Source organism: Gammaproteobacteria bacterium, from assembly GCA_029862005.1.
GTDB lineage: Bacteria > Pseudomonadota > Gammaproteobacteria.
In genome coordinates this window covers 48,514-73,906 of sequence record JAOTYD010000014.1, presented here as the reverse complement: position 1 = coordinate 73,906, position 25,393 = coordinate 48,514, and the positions used below count along the sequence as shown (strand labels likewise).

Annotated in this window: 26 protein-coding genes; 19 read left to right on the top strand and 7 right to left on the bottom strand. The window is 54.2% G+C overall.

Annotated features, from left to right (window positions below):
- Positions 1-488 precede the first annotated feature (488 nt).
- Positions 489-869: an FHA domain-containing protein gene (locus OES20_10845; protein ID MDH3635194.1), complete on the top strand. Its 381-nt coding sequence runs from the start codon at positions 489-491 to the stop codon at positions 867-869.
- Positions 870-1,204: 335 nt separating this feature from the next.
- Here OES20_10845 and OES20_10840 read toward each other — a convergent pair whose 3' ends face one another.
- Entirely contained in the window at positions 1,205-1,735 is a 531-nt protein-coding gene (locus tag OES20_10840; protein MDH3635193.1) for an AhpC/TSA family protein, read from the bottom strand.
- Between the two features lie 89 nt (positions 1,736-1,824).
- Here OES20_10840 and OES20_10835 point away from each other — a divergent pair, with 89 nt between their 5' ends.
- From OES20_10835 to OES20_10770, 14 genes are all read left to right on the top strand, one after another.
- Positions 1,825-2,433 carry a flavin reductase gene (locus tag OES20_10835; protein MDH3635192.1) on the top strand — a complete coding sequence of 203 codons (609 nt, stop codon included), beginning with the start codon at positions 1,825-1,827 and terminating at the stop codon, positions 2,431-2,433.
- Positions 2,434-2,438: 5 nt separating this feature from the next.
- On the top strand, positions 2,439-3,602 hold the full coding sequence (locus tag OES20_10830; GenBank protein ID MDH3635191.1) for a M20 family metallopeptidase: 1,164 nt from the start codon (positions 2,439-2,441) through the stop codon (positions 3,600-3,602).
- A gap of 14 nt (positions 3,603-3,616) precedes the next feature.
- Positions 3,617-4,624 (top strand): hypothetical protein, encoded by a 1,008-nt coding sequence (locus OES20_10825; protein MDH3635190.1) that lies wholly within the window; start codon positions 3,617-3,619, stop codon positions 4,622-4,624.
- Positions 4,625-4,723: 99 nt separating this feature from the next.
- A complete protein-coding gene (locus OES20_10820) occupies positions 4,724-5,968 on the top strand; it encodes an FAD-binding oxidoreductase (protein MDH3635189.1) in 1,245 nt (414 codons plus the stop codon).
- Between the two features lie 2 nt (positions 5,969-5,970).
- On the top strand, positions 5,971-6,738 hold the full coding sequence (locus OES20_10815; GenBank protein ID MDH3635188.1) for an SDR family oxidoreductase: 768 nt from the start codon (positions 5,971-5,973) through the stop codon (positions 6,736-6,738).
- 3 nt (positions 6,739-6,741) lie between these two features.
- Positions 6,742-7,503 carry an SDR family oxidoreductase gene (locus OES20_10810; protein MDH3635187.1) on the top strand — a complete coding sequence of 254 codons (762 nt, stop codon included), beginning with the start codon at positions 6,742-6,744 and terminating at the stop codon, positions 7,501-7,503.
- Between the two features lie 104 nt (positions 7,504-7,607).
- On the top strand, positions 7,608-8,246 hold the full coding sequence (locus OES20_10805; GenBank protein MDH3635186.1) for a carbonic anhydrase: 639 nt from the start codon (positions 7,608-7,610) through the stop codon (positions 8,244-8,246).
- Positions 8,247-8,385: 139 nt separating this feature from the next.
- Positions 8,386-9,234 (top strand): transporter substrate-binding domain-containing protein, encoded by an 849-nt coding sequence (locus OES20_10800; protein ID MDH3635185.1) that lies wholly within the window; start codon positions 8,386-8,388, stop codon positions 9,232-9,234.
- 69 nt (positions 9,235-9,303) lie between these two features.
- Positions 9,304-10,056, top strand: a complete 753-nt coding sequence (locus OES20_10795; protein MDH3635184.1) for an amino acid ABC transporter permease — start codon at positions 9,304-9,306, stop codon at positions 10,054-10,056.
- Positions 10,053-10,961 carry an amino acid ABC transporter permease gene (locus OES20_10790; protein ID MDH3635183.1) on the top strand — a complete coding sequence of 303 codons (909 nt, stop codon included), beginning with the start codon at positions 10,053-10,055 and terminating at the stop codon, positions 10,959-10,961. The genes OES20_10795 and OES20_10790 overlap by 4 nt, the downstream gene beginning before the upstream one ends.
- Positions 10,962-11,015: 54 nt before the next feature.
- Complete coding sequence (locus tag OES20_10785) at positions 11,016-11,738, top strand: amino acid ABC transporter ATP-binding protein (GenBank protein ID MDH3635182.1); 723 nt, start codon at positions 11,016-11,018, stop codon at positions 11,736-11,738.
- Positions 11,739-11,757: 19 nt separating this feature from the next.
- Positions 11,758-14,181, top strand: coding sequence for an FAD-dependent oxidoreductase (locus OES20_10780; protein ID MDH3635181.1), 2,424 nt, complete (start codon positions 11,758-11,760; stop codon positions 14,179-14,181).
- A 3-nt stretch (positions 14,182-14,184) separates the two neighbouring features.
- A complete protein-coding gene (locus tag OES20_10775; GenBank protein ID MDH3635180.1) occupies positions 14,185-15,513 on the top strand; it encodes an aspartate aminotransferase family protein in 1,329 nt (442 codons plus the stop codon).
- Positions 15,510-16,331: a 3-keto-5-aminohexanoate cleavage protein gene (locus OES20_10770; protein ID MDH3635179.1), complete on the top strand. Its 822-nt coding sequence runs from the start codon at positions 15,510-15,512 to the stop codon at positions 16,329-16,331. Before OES20_10775 ends, OES20_10770 begins: the two co-directional genes overlap by 4 nt.
- Here OES20_10770 and OES20_10765 read toward each other — a convergent pair.
- Positions 16,304-17,527, bottom strand: a complete 1,224-nt coding sequence (locus OES20_10765; GenBank protein ID MDH3635178.1) for an MFS transporter — start codon at positions 17,525-17,527, stop codon at positions 16,304-16,306. The genes OES20_10770 and OES20_10765 overlap by 28 nt on opposite strands.
- A gap of 172 nt (positions 17,528-17,699) precedes the next feature.
- Between OES20_10765 and OES20_10760 the strand changes: the two genes are divergently transcribed.
- A complete protein-coding gene (locus OES20_10760) occupies positions 17,700-18,227 on the top strand; it encodes a GNAT family N-acetyltransferase (GenBank protein ID MDH3635177.1) in 528 nt (175 codons plus the stop codon).
- A gap of 30 nt (positions 18,228-18,257) precedes the next feature.
- On the opposite strand, the gene OES20_10755 is transcribed toward OES20_10760, so the two are convergent.
- Positions 18,258-18,761, bottom strand: a complete 504-nt coding sequence (locus OES20_10755) for a porin family protein (GenBank protein MDH3635176.1) — start codon at positions 18,759-18,761, stop codon at positions 18,258-18,260.
- A gap of 143 nt (positions 18,762-18,904) precedes the next feature.
- Here OES20_10755 and OES20_10750 point away from each other — a divergent pair, with 143 nt between their 5' ends.
- Positions 18,905-20,086 (top strand): M24 family metallopeptidase, encoded by a 1,182-nt coding sequence (locus tag OES20_10750; protein ID MDH3635175.1) that lies wholly within the window; start codon positions 18,905-18,907, stop codon positions 20,084-20,086.
- A gap of 26 nt (positions 20,087-20,112) precedes the next feature.
- Here the strand turns inward: OES20_10750 and OES20_10745 are convergent, their stop codons facing one another.
- From OES20_10745 to OES20_10735, 3 genes are all read right to left on the bottom strand, one after another.
- Complete coding sequence (locus OES20_10745; GenBank protein MDH3635174.1) at positions 20,113-20,583, bottom strand: DUF4124 domain-containing protein; 471 nt, start codon at positions 20,581-20,583, stop codon at positions 20,113-20,115.
- Between the two features lie 96 nt (positions 20,584-20,679).
- Positions 20,680-21,612 carry a homocysteine S-methyltransferase family protein gene (locus OES20_10740; GenBank protein ID MDH3635173.1) on the bottom strand — a complete coding sequence of 311 codons (933 nt, stop codon included), beginning with the start codon at positions 21,610-21,612 and terminating at the stop codon, positions 20,680-20,682.
- 26 nt (positions 21,613-21,638) lie between these two features.
- Positions 21,639-22,526: an endonuclease/exonuclease/phosphatase family protein gene (locus OES20_10735; GenBank protein ID MDH3635172.1), complete on the bottom strand. Its 888-nt coding sequence runs from the start codon at positions 22,524-22,526 to the stop codon at positions 21,639-21,641.
- Between the two features lie 199 nt (positions 22,527-22,725).
- On the opposite strand from OES20_10735, the gene OES20_10730 reads away from it, so the two are divergent.
- A complete protein-coding gene (locus tag OES20_10730; GenBank protein MDH3635171.1) occupies positions 22,726-23,655 on the top strand; it encodes an HDOD domain-containing protein in 930 nt (309 codons plus the stop codon).
- 24 nt (positions 23,656-23,679) lie between these two features.
- Entirely contained in the window at positions 23,680-24,534 is an 855-nt protein-coding gene (locus OES20_10725; protein ID MDH3635170.1) for a hypothetical protein, read from the top strand.
- Between the two features lie 65 nt (positions 24,535-24,599).
- Here the strand turns inward: OES20_10725 and OES20_10720 are convergent, their stop codons facing one another.
- Positions 24,600-25,352: a helix-turn-helix transcriptional regulator gene (locus tag OES20_10720; protein ID MDH3635169.1), complete on the bottom strand. Its 753-nt coding sequence runs from the start codon at positions 25,350-25,352 to the stop codon at positions 24,600-24,602.
- Positions 25,353-25,393: the final 41 nt, after the last annotated feature.

Below are 25,393 nucleotides of genomic sequence, written 5' to 3'. Positions count from 1 at the left end.
TATCACCCAAGTCGTTGGATTCAATGAATAAATTAGTGCTGCTTCTAGTATTTCTATTGCCTGATCAATCACCTGCCAACTCTCCCATACCATTTTTCTTACTACAACTAACAAGCCAACATAAATGCTATAGAGATTTCATAACGTACACCTGATCACATTATTAATAGGATAGGGCATATTTTATGACACCACCGAATGGTCGCAAAAAGTCACTAACTCGCATGAGCACCGGACCTGGCTACAGAGATTCTGGTTCTGGCTGAAGTAATGACCCTGGTGTTGCAGATTTGAGTGTCTGATATCGGGGAAACAGCCACTCAAACTCGATGAGTCATCGGCGATATCCGACCCCTTTGTTTCTTTGTTTATTGTTTCGTGTCGTAAAACATTAGGCTTCGAGACACCGGCACAAGCGATGTATTGTCTAACATCTCGTGGTAGGTATATTCTTGGGGGCCACAGGACGGTATTGGAGCAGGGCAAAAATGAGTAACAAATTGAGCAAGGATTTCGGACTTATAGACGGTCATACTTATATCATAGGCAGAGAAGGTGATGTTTATATAGAAGACCATATCTATATAAATTCCCGCTCTGTCAGCAGACGACATGCCGCAATGAAAATTAAAAATGGCCGAATTTACCTTTGCGACCTAGATTCAACCAATGGCACCTATTTGATGGAAAATGATAGCCTGGTGCCCTTCAAAAAAGGATACGTGAGTCCATCTCAGCCCATAGCGATAGGCCACGTAAAGTGCACGATTAATAGCCTGCTATCGATTGCCGGGGTCTATTCTGCTTCAAAAAATACCACTTCTGAATTTGAAGAGACGAAACTAATGCTCCCAATCAATAAGACATGAAAAAGATAGAGTTAATGTACTATTTTCTAATCCCTGTTTTCAATAGGCCGTAGAGGATTGCCTCTTGTGTGGGTCATGTTTCTTTGTGCAATCGATTTAAATCACTGACTGGATGAATGGAAAATAAAAGGCATCCATTTACTTAATTAATACGATCGTCCGTTCCTGGCCGAACTCAGAAGCTTATAAAACAAGAGTAAACCTCTGCTTTGGGAATCCACGCCTAGGATAGCGAGTGAACAGACGGTTCTCAAATGATTCCACCTGGTACTATTTGCAGTAAGGCCTCGAACTCTAATTTAAATAAACTTGCGTGAGGATCGTGTTAGAAGCCCTCAGCTGAGTTCACCGCGCGCCGGGTAGTCTTTCTCCAATGCAAACTTGAGCGCTCCGATAATTTCACGAAAGTGCGGGCGTGCAAACGGCATCGTGCTGACCTGGGCCCAGTAAAGCGTATTATCGGGGCGCACGACGAATAAACCCGGTTCGCTGAACTCGGCCGGCTCCTCGATACCGATCGAGGTCAGGCCACGCCCGGCAGAGCGGTGCAAGCCCCAGTCCCGGGCCTGCCCGGTGCTAACGCCGTAACCGATAGCGATATTATCGAGCCCCCAGTCCTTGCGCGCCTGCTCGGCCCGCTCGCGATCATCCCCGCTCAACGTCAGGATCGAAACGCCGATTTCAGCAAAATCACCAACAAGCTTGTCGAGTTCAGCAACGTACTTACTGCAGATCGGGCAGTGCAGGCCGCGATAAAAAACAAGCATGGTAAAATTTTCGGGATTTTGATCGGCCAGCGACCACGGGCCATCGAGGGTTTCGACTTCCAGTGCGGGCACTGGCTGCCGGGGTTTCAGCACATTCATCAGGGACTCCGGTTAGGTTGATACGCGTCAATATTCGACGCGAGCGACAGTGTTAGCTTTTTTCGATCAAAAAACAATGGGATATTTGCATGGGCGATACAAAAACGAAGGATCTGATCGAACTCGACACCAGTGAATCCATCTGGGAGAGCTTTTTTACGGTTTTCCCGTTGGTTGTTATCGGTACCCGCGAGGCGGACGGCAGCGACGATCTTGCCCCCAAGCATCTCGCAATGCCGATGAGCTGGCAGAATCATTTCGGCTTTGTCTGTACCCCGCGCCACAACACCTACCAGAATATTCAACGTGATGGGCAGTTTGCCGTGACCTACATGCGGCCATCACAAACGGTGCTGGCAAGTCTTGCCGCGACACCGCGCTGTGATGACGGCAGCAAACCGATCACCCAGGCATTGCCGACCTTTGCCGCCGAATCGGTTAACGCGTCGTTCGTGCAGGATGGCTACCTGTTCCTCGAGTGTGAACTGCAGCAGATCGTCGACGACCTCGGCGAAAACTCGCTCATTCTCGGGCGCATTATCGCCGCCCGGGTTGCCGAGGATGCCCTGCGCTTATCGGGCCAGGATGACGAAGACCTGATTTTCGCCTCTCCCCTGCTGGCCTATCTGTATCCGGGACGTTTTACCGAAATCGCAAACACCACCAAGTTACCGTTTCCGGCCGGTTTCAAAAGGTAAGCGGGATGAGCGATAAACAGGGGGTTTTAAGCTACCTGTGCGACCAGCAGGAACCCATGACCGGGCTGCTGAAAGACCTGGTATTGATGGAATCGCCTTCGACCGATCGCGACAGCCAGGCGCAGATTCGCCAACGCCTGAAAACCGAATTCGAGGAAATTGATTACCGTGTCAACCTCGTTCCCGGACGCAACAGCGGCGGTCACGTCTACGCGTCGCCGAAAGACCGGGGGAAATGGCAGCCCGCGCAACTGATGATCGGTCATTGTGACACGGTATGGCCGATTGGAACCCTGCAGACAATGCCGCTGGTGCACGAGGCCGACACCCTGCGGGGGCCCGGGGTCTACGACATGAAAGCCGGTCTCGTCGAAATAGTCTATGCACTGCGGGCAATCGAATCGCTGGGCCTGAAACCGGAAGTCGCACCCCTTTGTTTTATCAACTCGGACGAAGAAATCGGCAGCCACGAATCAACGCGCTATATCCGCGCGCTGGCGCAGCGGGTCGATCGCTGCATGGTCATGGAACCCTCGCTGGGCCACAGCGGCAAAATCAAAACCGCTCGCAAGGGCGTTGGGCGATTTACGGTCACCGTAACGGGCAAGGCCGCTCACGCCGGTCTCGACCCCGGTGCGGGAGCCAGCGCCATTCTGGAACTGTCCCACGTGATTCAGAAACTGTTCGAATTGAATGATCCCGAACATGGAACCTCGGTCAATGTAGGCGTCATCGACGGCGGCATTCGACCCAACATGGTGGCACCCGAAAGCCGCGCCGTGGTGGATGTGCGGGTAGAAACCCAGGCCGACGCCGAGCGCGTCGAATACATAATCCACGGAATCGAGGCAATAACCCCCGGCGTCTCGCTTGCGATTGAGGGTCACATCGGGCGTCCACCCATGGAACGAACCGACCAGAACCAGCGCCTGTGGAAAATAGCACAGGAACTGGGTACAGATCTCGACCTCGCGCTCGAACAGGGCACCGCCGGAGGCGGTTCCGACGGCAATACCACGAGTCTCTTTACTGCCACGATCGATGGCATGGGAGCCGTCGGTGATGGTGCGCATGCCAGCCACGAGTACATCTACCTGAATTTACTGCCGGTGCGCTGCGCCTTACTCACGCTGTTACTGCTGGCACCACCACTAAACAAAACATCGTGACGAGGAGCTAAATCATGAATCCATTTCTTGCATCCGTAACCCGGATTTCCGATCTGACGCCGACGAATTTCACATCCACACCGATCGCACGCGAGCATTGGGATACCGGCGACTACGTGGTCGGCAAGGTACTCGATACCCGCGGTCACCTGAGTGCGCTCGAGTTGCCTGCAGGACGCATGATAGAAGTCATGGAGGACGATCTCGTGGTGGGTGCCTTCGGCACGCGGGTGGCGACGCTCGAGGCTGTCGGCGACTGGCGCTCAATCGATGATTCGGGGAAGTTGAATGCACTCACCGCGGCCGGGCTGTTCGGTAAGAACACGTCGCTGTCCCCATTTATATCGTCGCCGATGCCGCTGCAATACCATGGGCATGTCATGCGTAACGACGAAAAAGTGACGATGCGCGGTAGCCTGCCGGAAATCGAGCCAACTGACTTCAATATACCCGTGATCCTGATCGTCGGTACCTCAATGTCGTCAGGCAAAACCATGTCGGGGCGCGTGATCGTGCATGTGCTGTCGCAAATGGGGCTCAATGTCGTCGGTGCCAAGTTGACCGGAGCCGCTCGCTACCGAGACATGCTGAGCTTTAAAGATGCCGGCGCCAGTGCAGTCTACGACTTTGTCGACGCCGGTTTGCCTTCGTCAGCGGTTGATGAAAACCTGTATCGTGAGGCCCTCCCCTATTTGTTATCCCTGATTGCCAGGGACAGGCCGGATGTACTGGTGGCCGAAGCCGGTGCTTCACCACTGGAACCTTATAACGGCGCGGTTGCCAAGGAAATGATACGGGATTACGTCAAGTTCAAGCTGCTTTGCGCCCAGGACCCTTATGCCGTGGTCGGGGTACAGCAGGCTTTTCAACGCACCCCGGATCTCGTGTCGGGTGGGGCCGCTAACACCGAAGCTGCTATTGCGCTGGTGCAAAAACTGTCCGGCCTGCCCGCCCTTAACCTGGTGGACCCGGCTAACCGTGGGCTACTGGAGAGCATGCTGCGTAAGGCACTCGATTTGTAGAAACAATTGGTGAAGAAGCTGTAAAAAAATTCCAGTTTCGGTTCATTACGAGTTTCAATACACTAGCGGGCCGTGTAAAGGAACTAATCGAGCATCCTTTTGACTAGCCAGACTCGTATCGCCGTGATCGGTGCCGGGATCGTCGGCTGCAGCTGCGCGCTGTGGCTGCAGAAGAAAGGCTTCGCGGTCACCTTGATCGATCCCGAGGATCCGGGTTCGGGTACCTCGTCCGGCAACGCCTGTACCATCGCCGAATATGGTTGCATACCGGTTAACAGTCCGGATCTGTTCCGACGTCTGCCATCATTGCTGTTTTCCAGCGACAGCCCTTTAAGCCTGAATCCCGGTTACGTGCTGTCGCATCCTGCGTGGATGATCGAGTTCCTGTTGAATTGCCGCAAACACAAAGTGGAGCGGATTATCCGGGTGCTCGGTAAGCTATTGGCCAGGGTCTATGACGGTCTCGACCCGCTGCTCGACATGGCGGGCGCGCGTGACCTGTTGGCGCAGCAAGGATTCATGCATGTCTATGTAAACCAGCAGGAATTCAACGCCGCGAAACCATCAAACCAGATGCGGCGCGAGCAGGGCTCGGAATTTGTCGAGCTCGACCGCGGCGATATTCAGGACCTCGAGCCCAACCTGAAATTTCCGTTCGAACGCGGTCTGTTGTTCGACAGTATCAGTCACGTGCTGGATCCGCTGGCGCTTTGCCAGCGTTATGCAGAATGTTTCAAGCGTAACCAGGGGCAATTGCTGAGGCAGCGTGCGCTTGAGGTCGTGCACGGAGCGGGGTCGGTGCAGATTCGTCTGGATAACGGCGAAACCGTAGGCGCCGAACGGGTCGTCATCGCTGCCGGCGCATTCTCGAAATCCATCGATGGAATTCCGACAGGTCTGCTCAAACTCGATACCGAGCGCGGCTACCATATACAGTTCGGCAACATGCAACACCTGGTGAAACGCCCGGTAAGCTGGCATCACGCCGGCTTTTACGCGACACCGACGAACCTGGGCCTGCGCTTTGCCGGTACGGTTGAAATTGCCGGTAACGATAAGGAAAAAAACCCGCGAATTATCAGCTACTTGAATCGCAAGGCCCATGAAATGTTCGAGCTGCCCGAGCATCCCGACCAGGAGTGGCTTGGCTTTCGACCGACCTGTCCCGACGCTTTGCCGGTCATCGGCTACAGTACGGCGTCCGAGTACATCCTGTACGCCTTCGGGCATCACCACCTCGGCCTGACATTGGCCGGAATCACCGGCAAGCTCATTGCCGAACTGGCAAACGGGGAAGAACCAAGCCACAATATAACCCCGTTCAGCCCGAGACGATTTTTATGACAATGCGATTTGACGATAAGAAAGTAGTCATAACCGGTGCAACCGGGGGTATCGGCCAGGCTCTGGTTGAGTTATTTGCCAGAGAAGGTGGGCAGGTACTTTTTTCGGATCGCAGCGGGGAAGACTGCAGTGACCTCAGCGCGATATTGAAACGCAAGGGTCTGGAAACCCGCTATCTGGCCGGAGATTTGCGCCAGAAAACCTATTGTGAAGCGCTGATTAGTGAGGCAGTAGAACAGCTAGGCGGGGTTGATATCCTGATTAATAATGCCGGCATCATTCCTCGCGGAAACATCCTCGAGACCAATGACGACATGTGGTTCAGCGCGCTGGACGTCAACCTGACCGCAGTATTCTTCCTGTGTCGCGCCGCGATACCACATATGAAACGAGCTGGTGGCGGCGCGATCGTAAACACTTCATCAACCTGGGGCATTTACCCGGGCCCGGACCATGTTGCCTACTGCACCAGTAAAGCCGCGGTAGCCGCGCTGACTAAAAACCTGGGCCGGGATCACGCCCCCGATGGGATCCGCGTCAACGCGGTATGCCCTAACGAGGTTAATACACCCATGCTGCGCAGCGGTTTTATCCGTCGCGGCATCGATCCCGCGAATGCCGTCAGGAACCTGGGCAAGACCGTGCCGCTGGGACACATTGCCGAACCCGAGGAAATTGCCGACGTCATCGCGTTTCTGGCATCATATGACGCGCGCTACGTTTGCGGTGCCACCATCGAAGTCACCGGTGCCAAACCCGTCTACGGCTAGACGATGACCAACCTTGAAGGCAAGGTTATCGTAATAACCGGCGGTGGCCAGGGCATCGGTCTCGGTATCAGCCAGGCGATGTTGGCAGCCGGCGCTGCGATCCTGGTAGCGCAACGTAGCCCACTGCCGTCGGAACTGGCAAGCCGGGACTGGGTGCACTGGATCGAGACGGATCTTTCGCAACCCGAGAGTTATGCCGCGGTGGCAGATGCCGCGGAACAGAATTTCGGTGCAGTCGATGTACTGATCAACAATGCCGGATTTATGTTCGAAAAAACACTCGAAGATATGCGACCCGAAGACTGGAACCGAATGCTCGCAGTCAACCTGACCGCTCCCGTGTTTTTAAGCAAACAGTTACTGCCGCTGCTGCGTGCCGGCAAGGGTGGTAGCATAATCAACATCGGCTCTATCGAAGGCCTTGCTGCCAATCCTCAACACACTGCTTACTGCGCTTCCAAGGGAGGTCTGCACGCACTGACCCGGGCCATGGCGGTCGATCTTGGCAAGGATAATGTGCGCGTCAACGCAATTGCACCCGGCTGGATAAGAACCGAATTGAGCGACGAATACATCAACGCGCAACAGGATCCCGAGTCGGCCTGGTCCGGCTTAAACCAGATGCACCCGGTCGGCAGAATCGGTGAACCCGAAGACGTCGGCAAGCTCGCCGTTTATCTCGCGAGTGACGATTCGACCTTCGTCACCGGACAGGTGATCGTCATTGACGGCGGACGTACCAGTAAGCTGCCGTTACCCTTTTGATAGCAAGTGGTGAACACCAGGGTATTAAACTTGATGCAAGCGACAGGAAAGACAATGGGTAATAAATTACGTGCCTGGATTCAACCAGGCAGGGTTAGTGCAATATGACGTCGGCGGTCGATAAATTACTCGCGGGTTATCGTAACTACCGCGACGGATCGTACGAACTGAGCCGTCCATTAATCGAGGACCTGGTTACCCGTGGACAGCGCCCCGAGGTCGCGGTTATCGCCTGTTCCGATTCACGCGTCGATCCGGCGATCCTGTTCCAGGCGGACCCGGGTGACCTGTTCGTAGTCCGCAATGTCGCCAACCTGGTCCCACCGATGGAAGAGGAAGGCACCTATCACGGAACCAGCGCGGCGCTCGAATTCGCGATTCTCGGATTAAATGTGAAACACCTCGTGGTACTCGGTCACGCACACTGCGGCGGCATCAAGTTGATGATGGATCCGGAACCCTACGACAGCGCCTTCAAGTATGTCCCGTCCTGGGTATCGATGCTTGCTCCCGCTCACCGACGCGTACTCGCAACCATGTCCAAGGCCGGCGAGGAAGTCTGTACCCGCGCCTGTGAACAGAACGCGGTGCTGGTATCGCTCGAGAACCTGACCACCTTTCCCTGGGTGCGCGAGCGCGTCGAGTCGGGAGCCCTGAAGCTGCACGGCTGGTACATTGATATCGCCATTCCCGAGCTCAGCGCCTACGACTGGGAAGCTGGGAAATTCACCCCCTTTGCCTAGGTGGCAGCACAAAAAATTCTCTTCCCGTTTCAACAGATTTGCACCGGCGTCATATCTCTAGTTAAATATAGCCCCGATAAAAATCCGTTATCCAAATAACGGGGCATTATAAATAACATCAAATAACCTGGAGAAATCGATGAAACAACCAATTAAAACTCTATTGATCAGTGCAGCTACGGCCGCATTTATCATGACCAGTAGCGCGAGTCTTGCTGCAGGTCATAGCTGTACCAATGACACCTGGAATAAAGTCATGAAGCGCGGCAAGATGGTCGTCGGCGTCAAGGCCGATTACAAGCCGTGGGGATTTCGAGATACCAGCGGTAACATTGTCGGTATGGAAGCTGACATGGCGAAGATCGCTGCCGGTGCCATGGGTGTTGAGCTCGAACTGGTCGCGGTGCAATCATCCAACCGCATGCAGTTCCTCGAAAATGGCAAGATCGATATGATGATCGCGACTATGTCAGATCGTCCCGACCGTCGTAAAATCGTAGGTATTACCCAGCCAAACTACTACACCTCGGGCACCAACGTAATGTCACCAAAAGGTGTCGGCATCGCGAAGTGGGAAGATCTGCGCGACAAGCCGGTTTGTGGTAAGCAGGGCGCGTTTTACAATAAAGTGGTATCTGACCGATACGGCGCCAAGATTGTCGCCTTTACCGGCAATGCCGAAGCCAAGCAGGCCCTGCGTGACAAGAAGTGTATCGCCTGGGTTTATGATGATTCTTCAATCATGTCGGACCTGTCCTCGGGTAATTACGATTCTTACGAAATGCCACTGAACAGCGAAGACGACAATCCCTGGGGTCTCGCGGTTCCGCTCGCAGAGAAGGATTGCATCTTCGGCAACTTCATGTCTGGCCTGACCTATAACCTGCACCAGTCAGGCAAGTTGATCGAACTGGAAAAGAAATGGGGTATCCAGGCGACACAGTATCTGAGGGATCAGAACAAGCGTTTCGCTGACTGGATTCAGTAACCCGGGTAACCATCAGAAAAAACCCGGCAGAAGTGAACTTCTGCCGGGTTTTTCGCATCAGCCAAATTCATGAATTCATTTCAGCAATACTTCTACGACCTGGCACAAACGCACCCGAAATGGAATTTCATTTACTTTTACGACCCGACACAGACCGACCGAGTCATCGAGGGTTTCTGGATGACGCTCGAACTTTCGATTATCTGCGTCATTTTTAGCGTTATCATCGGCGTCGTTGGCGCCTGGGTGCAGGGTGCGCACTCCAAAACCCTGCGCCTGTTCATGCAGGGTTATATCCAGTTCTTTCGCAACACGCCACCACTCATCCAGTTGATGTTTTTCTACTTCGCGCTGGGGCAGTTTACCCCGACCTACTCGCCTGACGGCTGGCTCGAGGTGCCGATAATTTCTAACGTCGGCTGGGCCATTATTTCACTGTCTTTCTTTGCCGGGTCCTTTAACGTCGAGATCTTCCGGGCCGGTATTGAAGCAGTCCCCGAGTCCACCCAGGAAGCCGCCGAGGCACTCGGCATGAACCGGTTACAGATTTATATTTACGTTGTCCTGCCGCTGGCCTTTCGGGTTACCTTGCCGGCATTGAACAACAATCTAGTCAACCTCGTAAAAACCACGACCCAGGCGCTCGCGATTGCAGTGCCCGAATTGCTCTACCAGATGATCAGCATTTATAACGATTACTCGACCGCACAGAACGCCTGCATGTTGTTCCTGTTTTTCGCCTATTTCCTGCTGGTCGGAATCCTGGTTCTGGGTATGAGCCGCTGGGAGCGCGGCATGCGCATTCCGGGGTATGGCGCATGACATCCAAAACTCATGTAGCTGTCGGTAAACCACTTTTGGGTCGCACGGAATCCGATCTGCCGGTATTGAAACCATTCAATTACAGTTCCGCGGGTCAGGTAAACGATTTGCTGTTCAGCCGCTGGCTGGCCGAGTTTTCACCGCGGAGTCTGCTGGTCATCACCTTGTTATTCATGCTTTGGCCCGGCCTTGCACTGGCACAAGGCAATTACAGTTTCGCGCAGGCGCTCGATGCACTGTGGCGCTGGTTGCCTTTTATCGTCGGGCAGGGATTCGTGCTGAACCTGGTCGTCAGTTTCCTGACCATGCTGGTCGGCACCGTCGCCGGCGTTCTGCTTGGATTGGGGCAAATTTCGCCGGCCAGGATAATATCGGGACCGAGCTGGTTTGTAACCCAACTGTTTCGGAATTCTCCCTGGCTCGTGCTGCTATTCATCGTCATGCTGGCCCTGCCCTTTGAAATTCAGATCGGTGACCATGTATACCCGATTCCCGACTGGCTCAAAGCCGTGTTTGGCCTGGCGCTGCCAATCATGGCGAATATTTCCGAAATCGTGCGCGGCGCCATCATTTCGGTGCCTACCGGCCAATGGGAGGCCGCCGATTCGCTGGCCTATTCACGCCACCAAACCCTGTGGCTGATAATCCTGCCACAGTGCTTCAAGCGCATGATCCCACCCTGGATGAACTGGTACGCGATCCTGACCATGGCAACGCCATTGATCTCGCTGTTGGGTGTCGAGGAAATCGTGACCCTGTCGCGCCAGGCCATGGAAGCGGAAGACAACCACCCCGAACTACTGGTGCCGTTTTTCGGTTTCGCGCTGATTATATTTTTCGCCTACTGTTATCCGATCGCGCGTTACACGATCAGCCTCGAGAAACGATTTGTAGTCCGTCAATAACAGCATGCTGGAGCATTTACGATGACTAATAGTGACTGGACACCCGATCAACCGCTGGTGTCTATACGAGATGTTCATAAATCCTTTGGTAACCTGGAAGTATTGAAAGGCGTATCCCTCGACGTCAGGCAAGGCGAGGTAATTTGTATAATCGGGCCTTCCGGTTCTGGCAAATCAACATTGATACGCTGTATCAATGCATTGAACACGATCGACAGCGGCTCGATAACCGTGGAAGGTATCGAGGTTAACGATCCCGGACTCGACAAGCTCAAGTTGCGTAAAAATGTCGGCATGGTATTTCAGCAGTACAACTTGTTTCCGCACAAGACCGCACTGCAAAATGTCATGATGGCACCAATCAAGGTTTTGAAACAGCCCGTCGAGGAAGTCGAAGCCCGTGCCCGGGCGCTGATCAAGCGGGTTAACCTGGTTGGCAAGGAAGACTCCTACCCCGGCGAATTATCGGGCGGCCAGCAACAGCGCGTTGCCATCGCGCGCTCACTGGCAATGAATCCCGATGTTATGCTGTTCGACGAGGTCACCGCCGCCCTCGATCCGGAAACTGTCAACGAAGTCTTGCTTGCCATCAAGGACCTGGCGAAAGATGGCATGACCTGCATCCTGGTCACGCATGAAATGGGATTTGCACGAGAAGTCGCAGACCATATATATTTCACGGATCGCGGTGTCATTGTCGAACACGGACCTCCGACGACCTTTTTCAAGGAAGCCAAGGATCCCCGCACCCAGGAATTTCTGAGCCAGATACTGTAGCTCCCTGCCGGTCAAAGCCGTGGCGACCTCTCTTCCAGAATTACCGACGCATGCTTCGGTTATTGTCATCGGCGGTGGCGTCATGGGTTGCTCCACTCTCTACCATCTCGCAAGATCAGGCGTCAGCGACGCGGTACTGCTGGAACGCAATGAATTGACCTCCGGCACTACCTGGCATTCAGCCGCGCAGGTGCGGGCCCTGCGCAGCAGCAAGAATCTGACCGACCTGATCAAGTACTCGATTTCACTCTACAGTTCACTCGAACAGGAAACCGGCCAGGCCACAGGGTGGATCAGCAAGGGATCGCTGTCGATCGCCACCAATCCCGATCGGCTGACCTTTATCAAGCGCCAGGAGGCGCTGGCAAAGCTTTACGGTGTGTCTGCGAATTCAATATCAGTTAACGAGGCCAGCGAACGCTGGCCGATGATGAATGCCAGTGATGTGATCGGTGCAGTCTGGTCACCCGACGATGGTCGAGTCGGGCCCTCGGATCTTTGCGCGGCACTGGTTAAGGGTGCCAGAACCAGTGGTGCAAAAATTTTCGAGCATTGCGGAGTCACCGGCATTAAAACCCGGGGCGACAAGGTGATCGGCGTTGAAACCAGTGCCGGCGAAATCGATTGCGATGCCATCGCCATCTGCACCGGTCTGTGGAGTCGTGAGAATGCTGCAATGGCGGACGTCGAGGTTCCGGTCTGGCCATGCGAACACTTTTACCTGCTGACCAATCCGATCGAGGGGATATCGGGTAATCTGCCGACGCTATCCGATCATGACAGCCATTTGTACATCCGCGACGATTCCGGCGGACTGCTGGTCGGCTGTTTCGAGCCCATGGGCAAGGCCATCGATCCCGTGCAGATCGGTAAGGACTTTGCCTTTCAATTGTTGCCCGAGGATTGGGACCACTTCGAGCCAATGCTGGAAAACGCCCTGCATCGCCTGCCCTGCCTGGCTGACGCCGATATCCGCATGCTGCTTAATGGGCCCGAGAGCTTCACCCCGGACGGATCCTTCCTGCTCGGTGAGAGTGCCGAGACAAGCGGCCTGTTTCTCGGTTGCGGTATGAACTCGGTGGGCGTTGCTACCGGTGGCGGGGCGGGTATGGCATTGGCGCACTGTATCGTTCACGGTCATACCCCCACCGATTTATATGAGGCAGATCCAAAACGTTATCCCGCCTGCTTCAATTCGGTGGCAGCGCTTACGGCTCGCGCACCGGAAATACTCGGTATCCACTACTCGATTCACTACCCTGGTATTCAGCTGGAGACTGCACGTAATCTGAAACTGACACCACTGCATTCGCGCTGGCAAGATCACAAGGCGCATTTTGGCCAGTTTTTCGGCTGGGAAAGGCCGCTCTATTTCGACAAGCTTCACGAACCCGAACTGTCATTCGACAAGCCCGCCTGGTTTGAGCAAGTGGCCAGGGAGGTGGAGTATGCTCATAAGGCGGCGGCCATCTTCGATCAATCGAGCTTCGGCAAAATCAGGGTCAACGGATCCGATGCCGAACGTTTCTTGAATCGAGTCTGTAGCAATAACATGACGCGATCCCCGGGTCGGACCATTTATACGGCGATGCTGAATTCACGCGGCGGCTACGAGAGCGATCTGACCGCACTCAGGCTCAGTAACGACGAGTACCGCATCTACGTCGGCACCAACGCGATCAGGCGGGATCTCGCCTGGCTAAGACGACATCTCGAACCTGGCGAGCAGGTGGAACTCACCGATGTCACCGACGACTACGCAGTGCTCGGACTAATGGGACCAAGAACAGCCGAAATGGCGCTGCAACTCGGCGTTCCCGAGCTCAATCAAATCGGATATTTCGAATTTTGCGACACGGCAATCGCAGAGATTCCGCTCCAGGCAGCCCGGCTCTCCTACGTTGGCGAAGCGGGGTGGGAAATTAGCTGCCCGGCACATCATGCAGGGCAACTTTTTGACGCGTTGATCAGCGCCGGGGCAAATCCCGCCGGAGTATTTGCACAAACCTCGATGCGTATCGAGAAGCGATTTCTGGCCTTCGGTCACGATCTCGACACGGACCTGAATCCTTTCCAGGCCGGGCTCGAGTTCACGCTCGACTGGGACAGTGATTTTATCGGCAAGACAGCCCTGCTCGAATACCGGGACCGGCCACCCGCAAGCAGACTGGTTAGTATCCTGCTGGATGATACCAACGCGCAGCCACTCGGCAATGAACCGGTTTACCACGACGGCAGTATCATTGGTAAAACCACGTCGGCCGCCTTCGGCTACCGCGTCGGAAAACCGGTCGCGATAGCCCTGGTTGAGTTCGGTAAAAGTTCACTTTTAGATGGACTCGGCGTTGACGTTGATATTGCGGGCCGTCAGAATGCTGGCACGATTGTGCCAGGTTGCGTCTACGACCCTGAAGGATTGGGCATGCGCATACCATCCAGGTAACAAATGAGTAACGTTTTTCCTCGAAATTGTAAAGTCAGTCATCCCCTTGCGGTAGAGGGTGACGGCGTTTACATCATCGATCGCACTGGCAAACGCTACCTCGACGCCTCGGGTGGCGCGGCAGTTTCCTGCCTTGGCCATGGTGACGTCGACATCGTCAAGGCAATCAAGGTCCAGCTAAAGCGCCTTGAATTCGCACACACCGGGTTCTTCACCAGCGTGCCGGCCGAGGCCCTGGCTGAACTGCTGATCAAGGAAGCGCCGGGCAAACTTGACCGGGTCTACTTCGTGTCGGGTGGTTCCGAAGCGGTCGAAGCCGCAATCAAGCTCGCACGCCAGTACTTCGTCGAAATCGGACAGCCCTCCCGTCACCGGGTGATATCGCGAATGCAGTCCTATCATGGCAACACCCTGGGTGCACTAGCTGCCGGCGGCAACCTGTGGCGACGCGAGCAATTCAACCCGCTGATGATCGAAACCTCGCACATCGCACCCTGTTACGCTTACCGCGGGCAGCAACCCGGCGAGTCCGAGTTCGATTACGGTCAGCGTGTCGCGAACGAACTCGAAACCGAAATCCAGCGCCTCGGTGAAGACCAGGTAATGGCCTTCATCGCGGAGCCGGTAGTCGGAGCGACGCTTGGAGCGGTACCCGCGGTGAATGGCTATTTCAAGCGCATTCGCGAAATCTGCGATCAATACGGCGTATTGCTGATTCTCGATGAAGTCATGTGCGGTATGGGTCGGACCGGCAGCCTGTACGCCTGCGACCAGGACGGCATTGCGCCGGATATCATGACGATCGCAAAAGGTCTGGGCGCCGGATATCAACCGATCGGTGCGATGCTCTGTACCGATACGATTTACCAGGCGATAGAACAGGGCTCGGGCTTTTTTCAGCACGGGCACACATACCTCGGCCATCCCGTCGCCTGCGCTGCCGCCCACGCGGTGGTCAAGAAAATCATGGACCAGCGCATGCTGGATCGGGTGCTGGCTCAGGGCGTACGCCTGCACAAGGCCTTGATCGAAAGGTTCGGCGAGCACTCCAATATTGGCGACATCCGTGGGCGCGGCCTGTTTTTCGGCCTCGAGTTTGTACGCGAACGCGACAGCAAGGCGCCTTTTCCGCCGCAGCTCGGTCTTCATAAGAAATTCAAAGCGGCAGCACTGGATGCAGGCCTTATCTGTTACCCGATGGGCGGCACGATCGACGGCCAACAAGGCGATCATGTGCTGCTGGCCCCGCCTTTCATCATCGATAACGAGCATATCGACGAAATCGTAAATAAGATCGACACCGCACTAAAGTCCACCCTGCGAACCCTATGACGCGCGACGTCATTATCATGGTTGCGCCCAATGGTGCGCGTAAAACCAGACTAGACCACGCTACCCTGCCCGTTTCAATCGAGGATACAGTCAGCGAAGCGGCACACTGTTTCGCTGCCGGCGCCAGTGCACTGCATGCGCATGTACGCGGTACCAATGACGAGCACGTGCTGGATGCAGGCCTGTACCGTGAACTGATTGCCGAAATGACGGCCCGGGTACCCGAGATGCTGATCCAGGTGACCTCCGAAGCCGTGGGTATTTATACACCCGGGGAACAGGTTGCCTGTATTCAGTCGGTAGCGCCGCAAATGGCGAGTATGTGCCTGCGGGAAATCAGTTCCAACTTCGAGAATCCTGACTACGCACATCAGTTTTTTACCTGGTGTGATGAACATCAGGTTCATATCCAGCATATCGTTTTTTCGGCCGGGGAATTTCAGCATTTTCTCGAATACCGGGATCGCGGTGTGATTCCCGCCGGGCATCGTTGTGTGCTATTCGTGCTCGGGCGCTACAACGTGAATTTCCAGTCCGATCCCACCGATCTTGAACCCTTCCTGCAGCACGATCTCGGTGGTCTCGACTGGTTTACCTGTGCCTTCGGATACCGCGAGCAGGAATGCGTAATGGCCGCGATCAATGCAGGGGGTCATGCTCGCATCGGCTTTGAAAACAATCTGTTCCTGCCCAATGGAGAAACCGCTGCAAATACCACGGCGCTGGTGACGAGCCTGATCGACGTGATGCGGGAAAGCGATCACCGGCCCGCAGACAGCACCACCGCACGTCAGTTGCTCGGGGTACGCAGCGTGTAAACCAGCAGCGCGGTCGCAACCAGGCAGAACGCGGCCAGCAGCATCGAGATCGCTGGAAATGACAGTTGCCACTCGAGTAGAGTGCCTACCAGGGCAGGCCCGAGTGCCGAGGCAAACACCATGATCGCATTGGTCATCGACTTGATCGCACCCAGGTGCCTGGCTCCATAAAGTTCTGCCCACAGCGCGCTCAAACCGGTGAAATAAAGCCCCGAACTGAAGCCCATCAATAGCATGTAAGGCCAGACAATGAACCGATGATCGGATGTATTCAACACGACCAATGCCAATGCCAGCGGCAACAGAAACAAAGGCACCACGCGTCTCGCGCTGAAACGATCGATCAGGACGCCCGAGTATATGGTAGTCGCGACCGACACCAGCGAATAAAGCCAGTAATTCCCGGTCAACCAGAGGCTGCTCCAGTTCTTGGCATTTGCGATTTCAGACGGGAAAAAGAATAGCGCGGTACCAATCATTGACGGCGCGATCATCGCCGGCAGCATGAAATAGAATCGCGCCTCGGCCAGCATCTGGCGTCGCGTGTAGTCGCCGCGGGCAGTTTGTTCGCGCTCCCGTTTTTCGAGTGCCTCATTATGTCGGGCATGACGCTGGCGATGCCCTTTCAGCAACCACAGGGCCAGCACTATCGAAGCCAGCACGACCGCGGCAACGATATAAAAGGTCTGACGCCAGCCCCACAATTGCGAAGCATAAAGGCCGAACACCGGCAACAGGGCTTCACCAAAGGCGAAGCCAATCGCCGCAAGCGCGATTGCCTTACCACGGTCGGTACTGTGGTAGCGCGCCATCGACGTAATGCCAGCGTGACTGCTCAGTCCCTGTCCGAACTGCCGCAGCATGAAAATCGCCACCACCAGCAGCAACGGTGACGTGACCGAGCCCATCACTGCACAGGCACAACTCAACCCGAGCAGTGCGAGGGCGGTGAACACGCGCAGATCGAGTCGATCGATCAACGCACCGGTCCAGTTGATGACGAGCGCCGATGCCAGGGTGCCAACCATATAGAGGCGTCCCCAGCTACCGGGGTCTAGGCCGAAATCCGCCTGGATTCCGGCACCAAACACGCCGATAAAATAGGTTTGCCCCGCGCTCGACATGAACGCAAGGAAAAATCCGAACCCGAGAAAACGCGGATTCGACCGGGCAAAACGCCAATAGTCAACAAGCATTGATTAGGTTTGATCGTGCAAGCTCAGGGCCGCGCCACGTTATCAGGAAACCGGGTAAAAACCTATGCCCCGGAATCTTGAATAAAGTCGGCAAGGCGACCCGATCTGGTGCAGGCCTAGCTAAAAAATATGGAATGTTGCACTGCAACATAAATCCTTATAAGATAGCTCCATGACAAGGATTAACGCAGCTTACCAGGCCACGGCGACCCTGCCCGACGGGCAGCTCCTGCATCTACGCGCGATCCGGCCAGACGACCGGGGGGAACTGCGCGAGGGATTTTTCAAGCTCAGTAAAACTTCGGTGCGCGACCGATTTTTCAGCATCAAGCGCGACCTGACTCCCGAGGAACTCACCTATTTTACCGAGGTCGATTTCCTGCGACATGTTGCCGTGGTAGCCGAACTGCAAATTGGTTCAGAACGCAGCCCGGTGGGTGTCGGTAGGTTCGTGGCCAGCAAAGAACGGCCCGATCACTCGGAAATGGCCATTACCGTTATTGATGAAATGCAGGGCAAAGGCATCGGTAAAATACTGCTGACCCACCTTATAATCGGCGCACGCGACCTGGGGATTCGCCATCTGGACGCCACCGTTCTCGCACAGAACATACGCATGTCAAAGCTCCTGCGTAATACCGGGCTACCGCTTGAAACCAGGCTGGAGGATGGTGTCAAAACCCTGTCACTGTCCCTCTAGTCAAGCTGGCCTTGTTTTTCAGAAACTTAGTTACAGGTGGTACAGAAAATTGAACTGCAATGAATCCACATCGTCACGCGCCACGTACTCAAATCGGAGTTCCTTTCTCTCGTCCATGATGTAGCTAAGACCCGCGCCGATCATAAGGCCACTGTCGTCACCGATATCGAAACCCGCACGCGCCAACCAGCCCAGGTCTCCACTGATAATTCCATCCACCGTATAGGTTGCCCAGACCCCGGTGCTATCGCGCTTGAAACCATAATCCATCAAACCAAATTCGACCGAGCTGTTCACACCCTCCATCAGATTAATTTCAACCAGGTCATAAGCCCCGAAAAACTGGAAACCAACCTCGTCATCCTCGTCATTTTTCTTGGTATCGATCGAGTTACTGGAAATGCCTACCCCGATCGAAAACAGGTTTCGATCCAGCAATGGCTGGTGTTCATCGGCCAGTGCAGTTGTGACAGTGGTGCCAAATAGCAAAACAAAAGATAAATGAGTCAAATACTTTCGCAATTCAGAAGTCATTCGAAGTTCCTGGTTATTAATCTGTTTGGTTGTGGCGCATCCTAAACACAGCCCGTCGGGTAATCAAGCGAATAGTTTCGACATGTAAATAACTTGGGTTTTTCGGGTAATATTATCCACAGGTAAACCGACCGGTGGTGTAGATGGGCTTCAACAAGCCGTTTCAGAAAGCAGAGTTCGAGCAGCGTGTCAAAAACGTAAAACAGCGCATGGAGGCCGCAGGTTTTGATCTGCTGATCTGCCAGGATCCGGCCAACATGGGGTGGCTGACCGGTTTCGATGGCTGGTCTTTCTATACGCCCCAGGCGGTCCTGGTACACCTCGAAGAAGCATCGCCAATCTGGTTCGGACGCGCCCAGGATGCGAAATCGGCCCACATCACTACCGATCTGCCTGGCGAAAACATCGTGGGCTTCTCCGAGCCACTGGTACATCACCCCGTCAGACACCCGTTCGATGAGCTGTGCGCATTGGTGATAGCGCGCGGCTGGGATTCGGCACATATCGGGGTAGAGCTCGACGCCCATTACTACACGGCACGCGCCCACCAGCACATCGTCATGGGTTTGCCGAATGCGAATATCTCGGATAACCAGGGGCTCGTTAACTGGGCTCGACTGATCAAATCAGAAGCCGAACTGGTTTACATGCGCGAAGCCGGGCGCATCGTCACCGACACCATGAACCAGGCGCTCGCCAGGCTGAAGCCCGGGGTAGGTCAGTTCGAAATTATTGCCGAGGTTTACCATGCGCAAATTACCGGGTTCGATAACAAGTTTGGCGATTACACAAGCCTGTGCCCGCTGATCCAGGTCGGCGAGGGAACCAGCACGCCGCACTTGACCTGGACCGATGAACCGCTGCCAGACCACGGCCTCGTCGTGATGGAGCTTGGTGCGGCAAGACGTCACTACCACGCCCCGTTAACGCGCACGGCTCACATCGGCAAGCCACCGACCGAGGTTTCACGACTGGCCGAGGTCATTATCGAAGGGGGTGACATCGCACTGCGCGCGGCGAAGCCTGGTGCAACCTGCGAAGAGATCGAGGCTATATGGCAGGATGTTCTGAGGCGGAACGGGTACAGCAAAGAAAGCCGTGTCGGGTATTCCATCGGACTGAATTATCCTCCGGACTGGGGCGAGCGCACCGCAAGCCTGCGTCCCGGTGACACGACCGAGCTACAGGCGGGGATGTGCTTTCACTTCCAGTCCGGCGTCTGGCTTGATGACTTTGGCGCCGCGGTTTCGGAGCCTTTCGTGGTTACCGGGAACGGTGGTGAACGCCTATGCGATGTCGCGCGCGAACTGATCGTCATCGACTAGAGCGAAGGTTAGCACCGGTGTCCGCGTTACTGCGATAGCCTGTAAGAACCCAGCTCTAGCCGTCCCGCGTGCAGCCCGATCGGGGTTTTACCGCGATAGTATCTATTACGCGAATAACCATAGTGATGTTTGTGCTTTTTATGCCACCGGTTGCGTCCATACCGGCGATGAAACGAGCCCGGGTAGCCAATCGCATATTGCTTTTCGTGCGACTCCTTAATGTAGACGACTTGCGGGGTTGCGGCTTCTAACGCAGCTTTTTGCCTGGCTTTTTCCAACTCCAGCTTCTGTTTCTCGAGACGTTCTTTATATAAACGCTGCCACTGATTCTTGATTGAGTAATAATTAGTATCGACATCGGTTTTTACCAAGTTACGCGCCGGGATGCCGATCACTAATACTTGTGTTGTAGAAGATACGGGTGCCGTGTCCGAATAATGCGTGACGCCATCTGCATCGATCCACTTATGCACGACCTCTGCGTGGGCGGGAAACAATAAGCATCCCGTTAACAACAAGGCAAGGGTGACTGTTGATCGCATCATGAAAATTGGACTAAAACCTTCCCTCATGGTTCTTGCATCTTACCCTATTCAGCGAATCCCCTGCCAACTGTGGACCGATTCTTTCAGCCTTTCAATATGCGTGGGCCCGATGCCGCAGCAACCACCGATTATCTGTACACCTGCGTCAGCCCAGCGGCCGGCCGCTTGCTGAAATTCGTCCGGGCTGCAGACGCTATCGAACTGCATGCGTAAATCGACGAACTGCCCCGAATTCGGGTAGATCGCGACCGGGCCATCCCAACAGGTCTTCAATACCTTTAAGGCGACATCGGTGACATCTGCCTCGGAATGCATGATCGAAAAAATCACGTTGTTCGTATCTATGCTGTCAATAACAGTCCGCAAAACTTGCTCGAGGGGTATCCCTGGATAGCCCATTCCGCTCCCGGTGCATACCCCTGGTTCACTACTATCGGTCAGATCGCAGGTAAAACCCATGATAATGGGGAGATTAAATCCTGCCGCCGCCTCAAACATCGCCAGGCTCACATCGATATCAAACAGCATTTCGAGCGCAAACAAATCCACGCCCGCGTCATGCAGAATCCGGGCCTGGTCCCGGTAATTCGAAACCAGGACCTCATCACCGGGTAACAGTGAACGATCGGAATTCGCAGCAAAAGTCGACATCGAGCCTGCTACCCAGAGCGAATGGCGATCAACACCCGAATTGGCTACCGCATCGTCGAATAAAACTACGGCCTGCCGATTCAGGTACTCAAACTGGTCTCCGAGACCTATCGGCTCAAGCACGTGGCGCGCCAGGGCAAAGCTATTGACGATGTGCAGCTGCGCCCCTGCCCGAATATAATCTTCGTGCACTTCGCGAATTACGTCACCATGATCGCGCACCGCGAACGCGCTCCAGCCCGTTCCTTCCATCGGCACACCGCGTCGTTCCAGCTCGGTACCGAGTGCACCATCCATCGGCACGAATTCACCTTCTCGAATAGCTTTCATCAAGCTTGCAGAATGATTGCCTGCCATTAACCTGCTCCCTTTCCAAATTCGACCCACAAAGGTTGGTGGTCAGATCCCTGCGCTTTCTCGTCAACCCAGGATGCCCGGGCTCGAGCGGTGAGATCGGTGGTGACAAAACAGTAATCGAGGCAGGCGCTGCGCTCGTGTCCGGGACGCCCGGGATTCGGATGCCAGGTTAAAACACGACTGTCCGAATTTATATACGCCCAGATATCGGTCAGTAACGGCTCGTTACCCTCTGTCATTGAGCTGGTGATAATGGCGTACTCCGGACTTTCAGGGTGCATATTGAAGTCGCCAAGAACCACCGCGCTCTGCGGCATCGGCGGTTGCGCCATGCCGGCCGTCCAATCACGCTCGGCCGCTGATGTGACCGGGCCGGTCCAGGCACCACCCTCGGAAGGTGCATCCCGCACCAGCGCAACCACGAAACTGGCCTGACGCTCGCGTTCCTCACTTGAGACCGAACCAAAATGCAAATTGTAGACTCGCAATGCTCCGAGCGGTGTGTCGATCACGCCCTCGAGCACGCCCATCTGCATGTTGAAATCAGACTCGATATCGATGCGTGGCAGCGGAAAGTATCGTTTACTCAGGATAGGCCAACGACTGAGCAGCATTTGCCCATGCTCAACACGTCGATTGAGAATCGTGCCATCGGCACGCCTCTCGCTACCATCGATGTCGAATGCTGCGTCAAAGCTCCAGTAATAATCCGGTAGCAACGTGGAAATGTCCTCGGGCTGCAAGGGCCGATCCGGTAGTCCGTAATTTCTTTCGACCTCCTGCAGCGCGATGATGTCAGCACCCCGAACCGCGTCGATGATACGTTGCAGATCGTAGCGATTGTCTTTGCCGATGGCGTAATGAATGTTATAGGCAACAATTTTCATCGCGAATGCAGGTTATAACATTGCTCTGGACCAATACTAATCCTAATCCGCAAGGCGTTACACTGTTTTGCATTATTTAGGTCTCACTAGAAGAACCACTTTAAATCGGTTGAAATTTCTTTCTGACCCTTTTTTATCTTATGAGATTTTACCGCTGCTATACTCGATGTTTATCGTTGAAATGAATTGAGGGATGCCAATGCTGGAACCCCTGCTTAAGCAGGCAGGTGAATTACCTGCGCTGCCTGAAGTCTATATCCGGGTAACTGAGCTACTAGAAACCGAAAATGCCAGCGGTTTAAAAATTGGAGAAGCGGTTCAGACCGATCCTGCGCTAACTGCCAGAGTCCTTAAAATGATCAATAGCGCCTATTACGGATTGCGCAATCCGGTTACCTCCATTTCCCAGGCCGTCACTTTACTGGGTCGGCAACAGTTGAAACAGGTCCTGCTGGGATCCGTTTTAGCAGGCGTCTTTAAAGATTTTGATGTCACCCATTTCCCATTGCGGGATTTCTGGCAACACTGCATCAAAACCGCGATCATCGGCAGGCAGCTCGCGATGCAAAATGCACGTATCATCGATCACGATGCATTTTTCACGGCCGGACTGTTACACGACGTTGGCTGGTTGGTGATAGCAAAGGTGAACCCGGGCTCCTACGTGCAAATTACCCAGCTTGCGAAAGAAGAAAATAAGGAAGTCCTACAGGTCGAAACCGAAAAACTGGGCGTCACACATATCGATGTCGGTGTTGCCTTACTGGAGAAATGGGGTATTCCCGGCCTGATTACTGAATGTGTAAGAAAACATCATAACAGAGATCACATTGGACCCTTGTCCGTGGAAACCAGTATCGTATCCCTGGCAAATCAATTGAGTCGGCTCGACCTGAGCGATGGAGCGCAAGAAGAAGAACAGGAGGAAGAGGAACGGGTATCTGGCATCTTGTCGATGATACCGAATTGGGAAAATTCGAAATGTACCTCCGAGCAGATCGGCATTGCCTGCCGCCTGGCCGACCAACAATGGCTAGAGGTAATGGAGTCGCTTGGAATGATGGACCTGGATATCGACGACAGTTTAGAGGAAACCTTCCTGTTCAATACCGATCTGGACCGGTTATAAAAAAATCGGGTAATTGAAAATCTGATGAAACTACGTTACAAGCTGCTTGGTCTGGCTCTGCTGGTATCCTCGGTCCAGGCAGCTTCCATTACTACGATACAACTGCAGAATCGTCCAGCCGAGGAAATCATCCCCATCGTCAAACCGATGCTGGGAGCGGATGACGCGATATCGGGTCAGGGATTCAGAATATTCCTGCGATCATCACCGCAAACCCTGTCGCAGGTTAAAGACATGATCGAGGTTCTCGATATCGCCGCAAAAACACTGCAGATATCCGTTTTCCAGGGCAATACCCGGGGTCTCAGCGCACTCGGTCTCGACGCTAACATTCAGATTGAAAGTGGCGATGCAAGTGTCGATATTGGAACCGACGGAAACAATAGCGGTGATGGCGGTGGCAGCATCACCTACCGTAGCAATAACAGCAGTGGCAATATCAACAGCACCAGCACCCGCATGCGCCTGGAAGACAATCCGATACATCAAATACGTGTCACCGAGGGCACCGAGGCTTACATAGAAACCGGCGAACAAATCCCCTATTTTTCAGGCACCCACTGGATCGTACCCGGCGCAGTCATAGGGGGTATTGAATACAAGGATTTGACTACCGGCTTCTACGTGCTTGCGCGTATCCACGGCGACAACGTCACGCTGCAGGTCAGCCCGTTCAAGAATTCACAAGGTAATGCACGCGCTGGCAACATCGAAACCCAGTATGCCAATACTACCATAACCGGACGGATCGGTGAGTGGTTGTTGATCGGGGGCGCAAGCGAACAAATCAAGCGTTCGCAAAGCGGAACTGCCAGCTACAGCTCGACACAAAGCAGGAACAACGAAAGCATCTGGATCAAGACGAATCTGGTTCGATAAGCCATGAGCCCGCCACCGGAAAGCCTGGGCTGAATAATCCGTTACCCGCTGGTCAGTGATTTAAATTAAAATTTCTTCTCGTTGGGTACGCGGCGCAATTCGTCAAACACTTTTACTTCCCAGGGCCTGATCGCCATTATCAGGTTGCAACCAAAGCGATCGTCCAACGACACGGATTCGGAATCCAGCCTGAGTTGATGCGCGTCAATTGCAAGCTGCTTTATCTTTTTGATGATTTCGGCGTTCGCAGCGCGCGAAAAAACGCCCGAGATATAAATTCGGAACTCGCCATTGCCATCGAACGATGAGTCGAAAAACTCGGCCTGGACTTCGCGTTCATAAAAACGCTCGATCGGACCGCGCGGAATAAAACTGAAATTTTTAGCAATCATCAGTTTCACGCGGTTACCCGGCTGCAGTTCGATTAATTTCATGCGATCCAGTTTTGCCAGCAGACGAATACCCTCGGTTTCGGAAATATCGTAGATCCGGATAATGTCTTCGAACTCAAGTTTGCTCAAGAGGAAATACGCCATCAACAGCAGCTTGATATCAGATACCAGTTCTGTTTCCTGCTCGAGCGTCAATTGTTCGGTGAGCTCGATATCTTTTTCCATCTGGTGAACCAGGTCGGAAAACTCGAGGTTCAGCAATTCACAAACCTGCGCCAGGCGTTTTAACGTAAACGACCGCTCTGCGAACAGCCGTTTTACACTGGCTTCAGATAGTCCGAGCGTCTGTGCGACCTGCCGGTACTTTATGTCCTGCCTGCGAAGTTCCCGCTTCAGCGTTTCAATGATGAGGTTGGTTTGCCGCATCGTATTATTCAGTGCTACTGTAAGTCCCGGATCTCGCTACT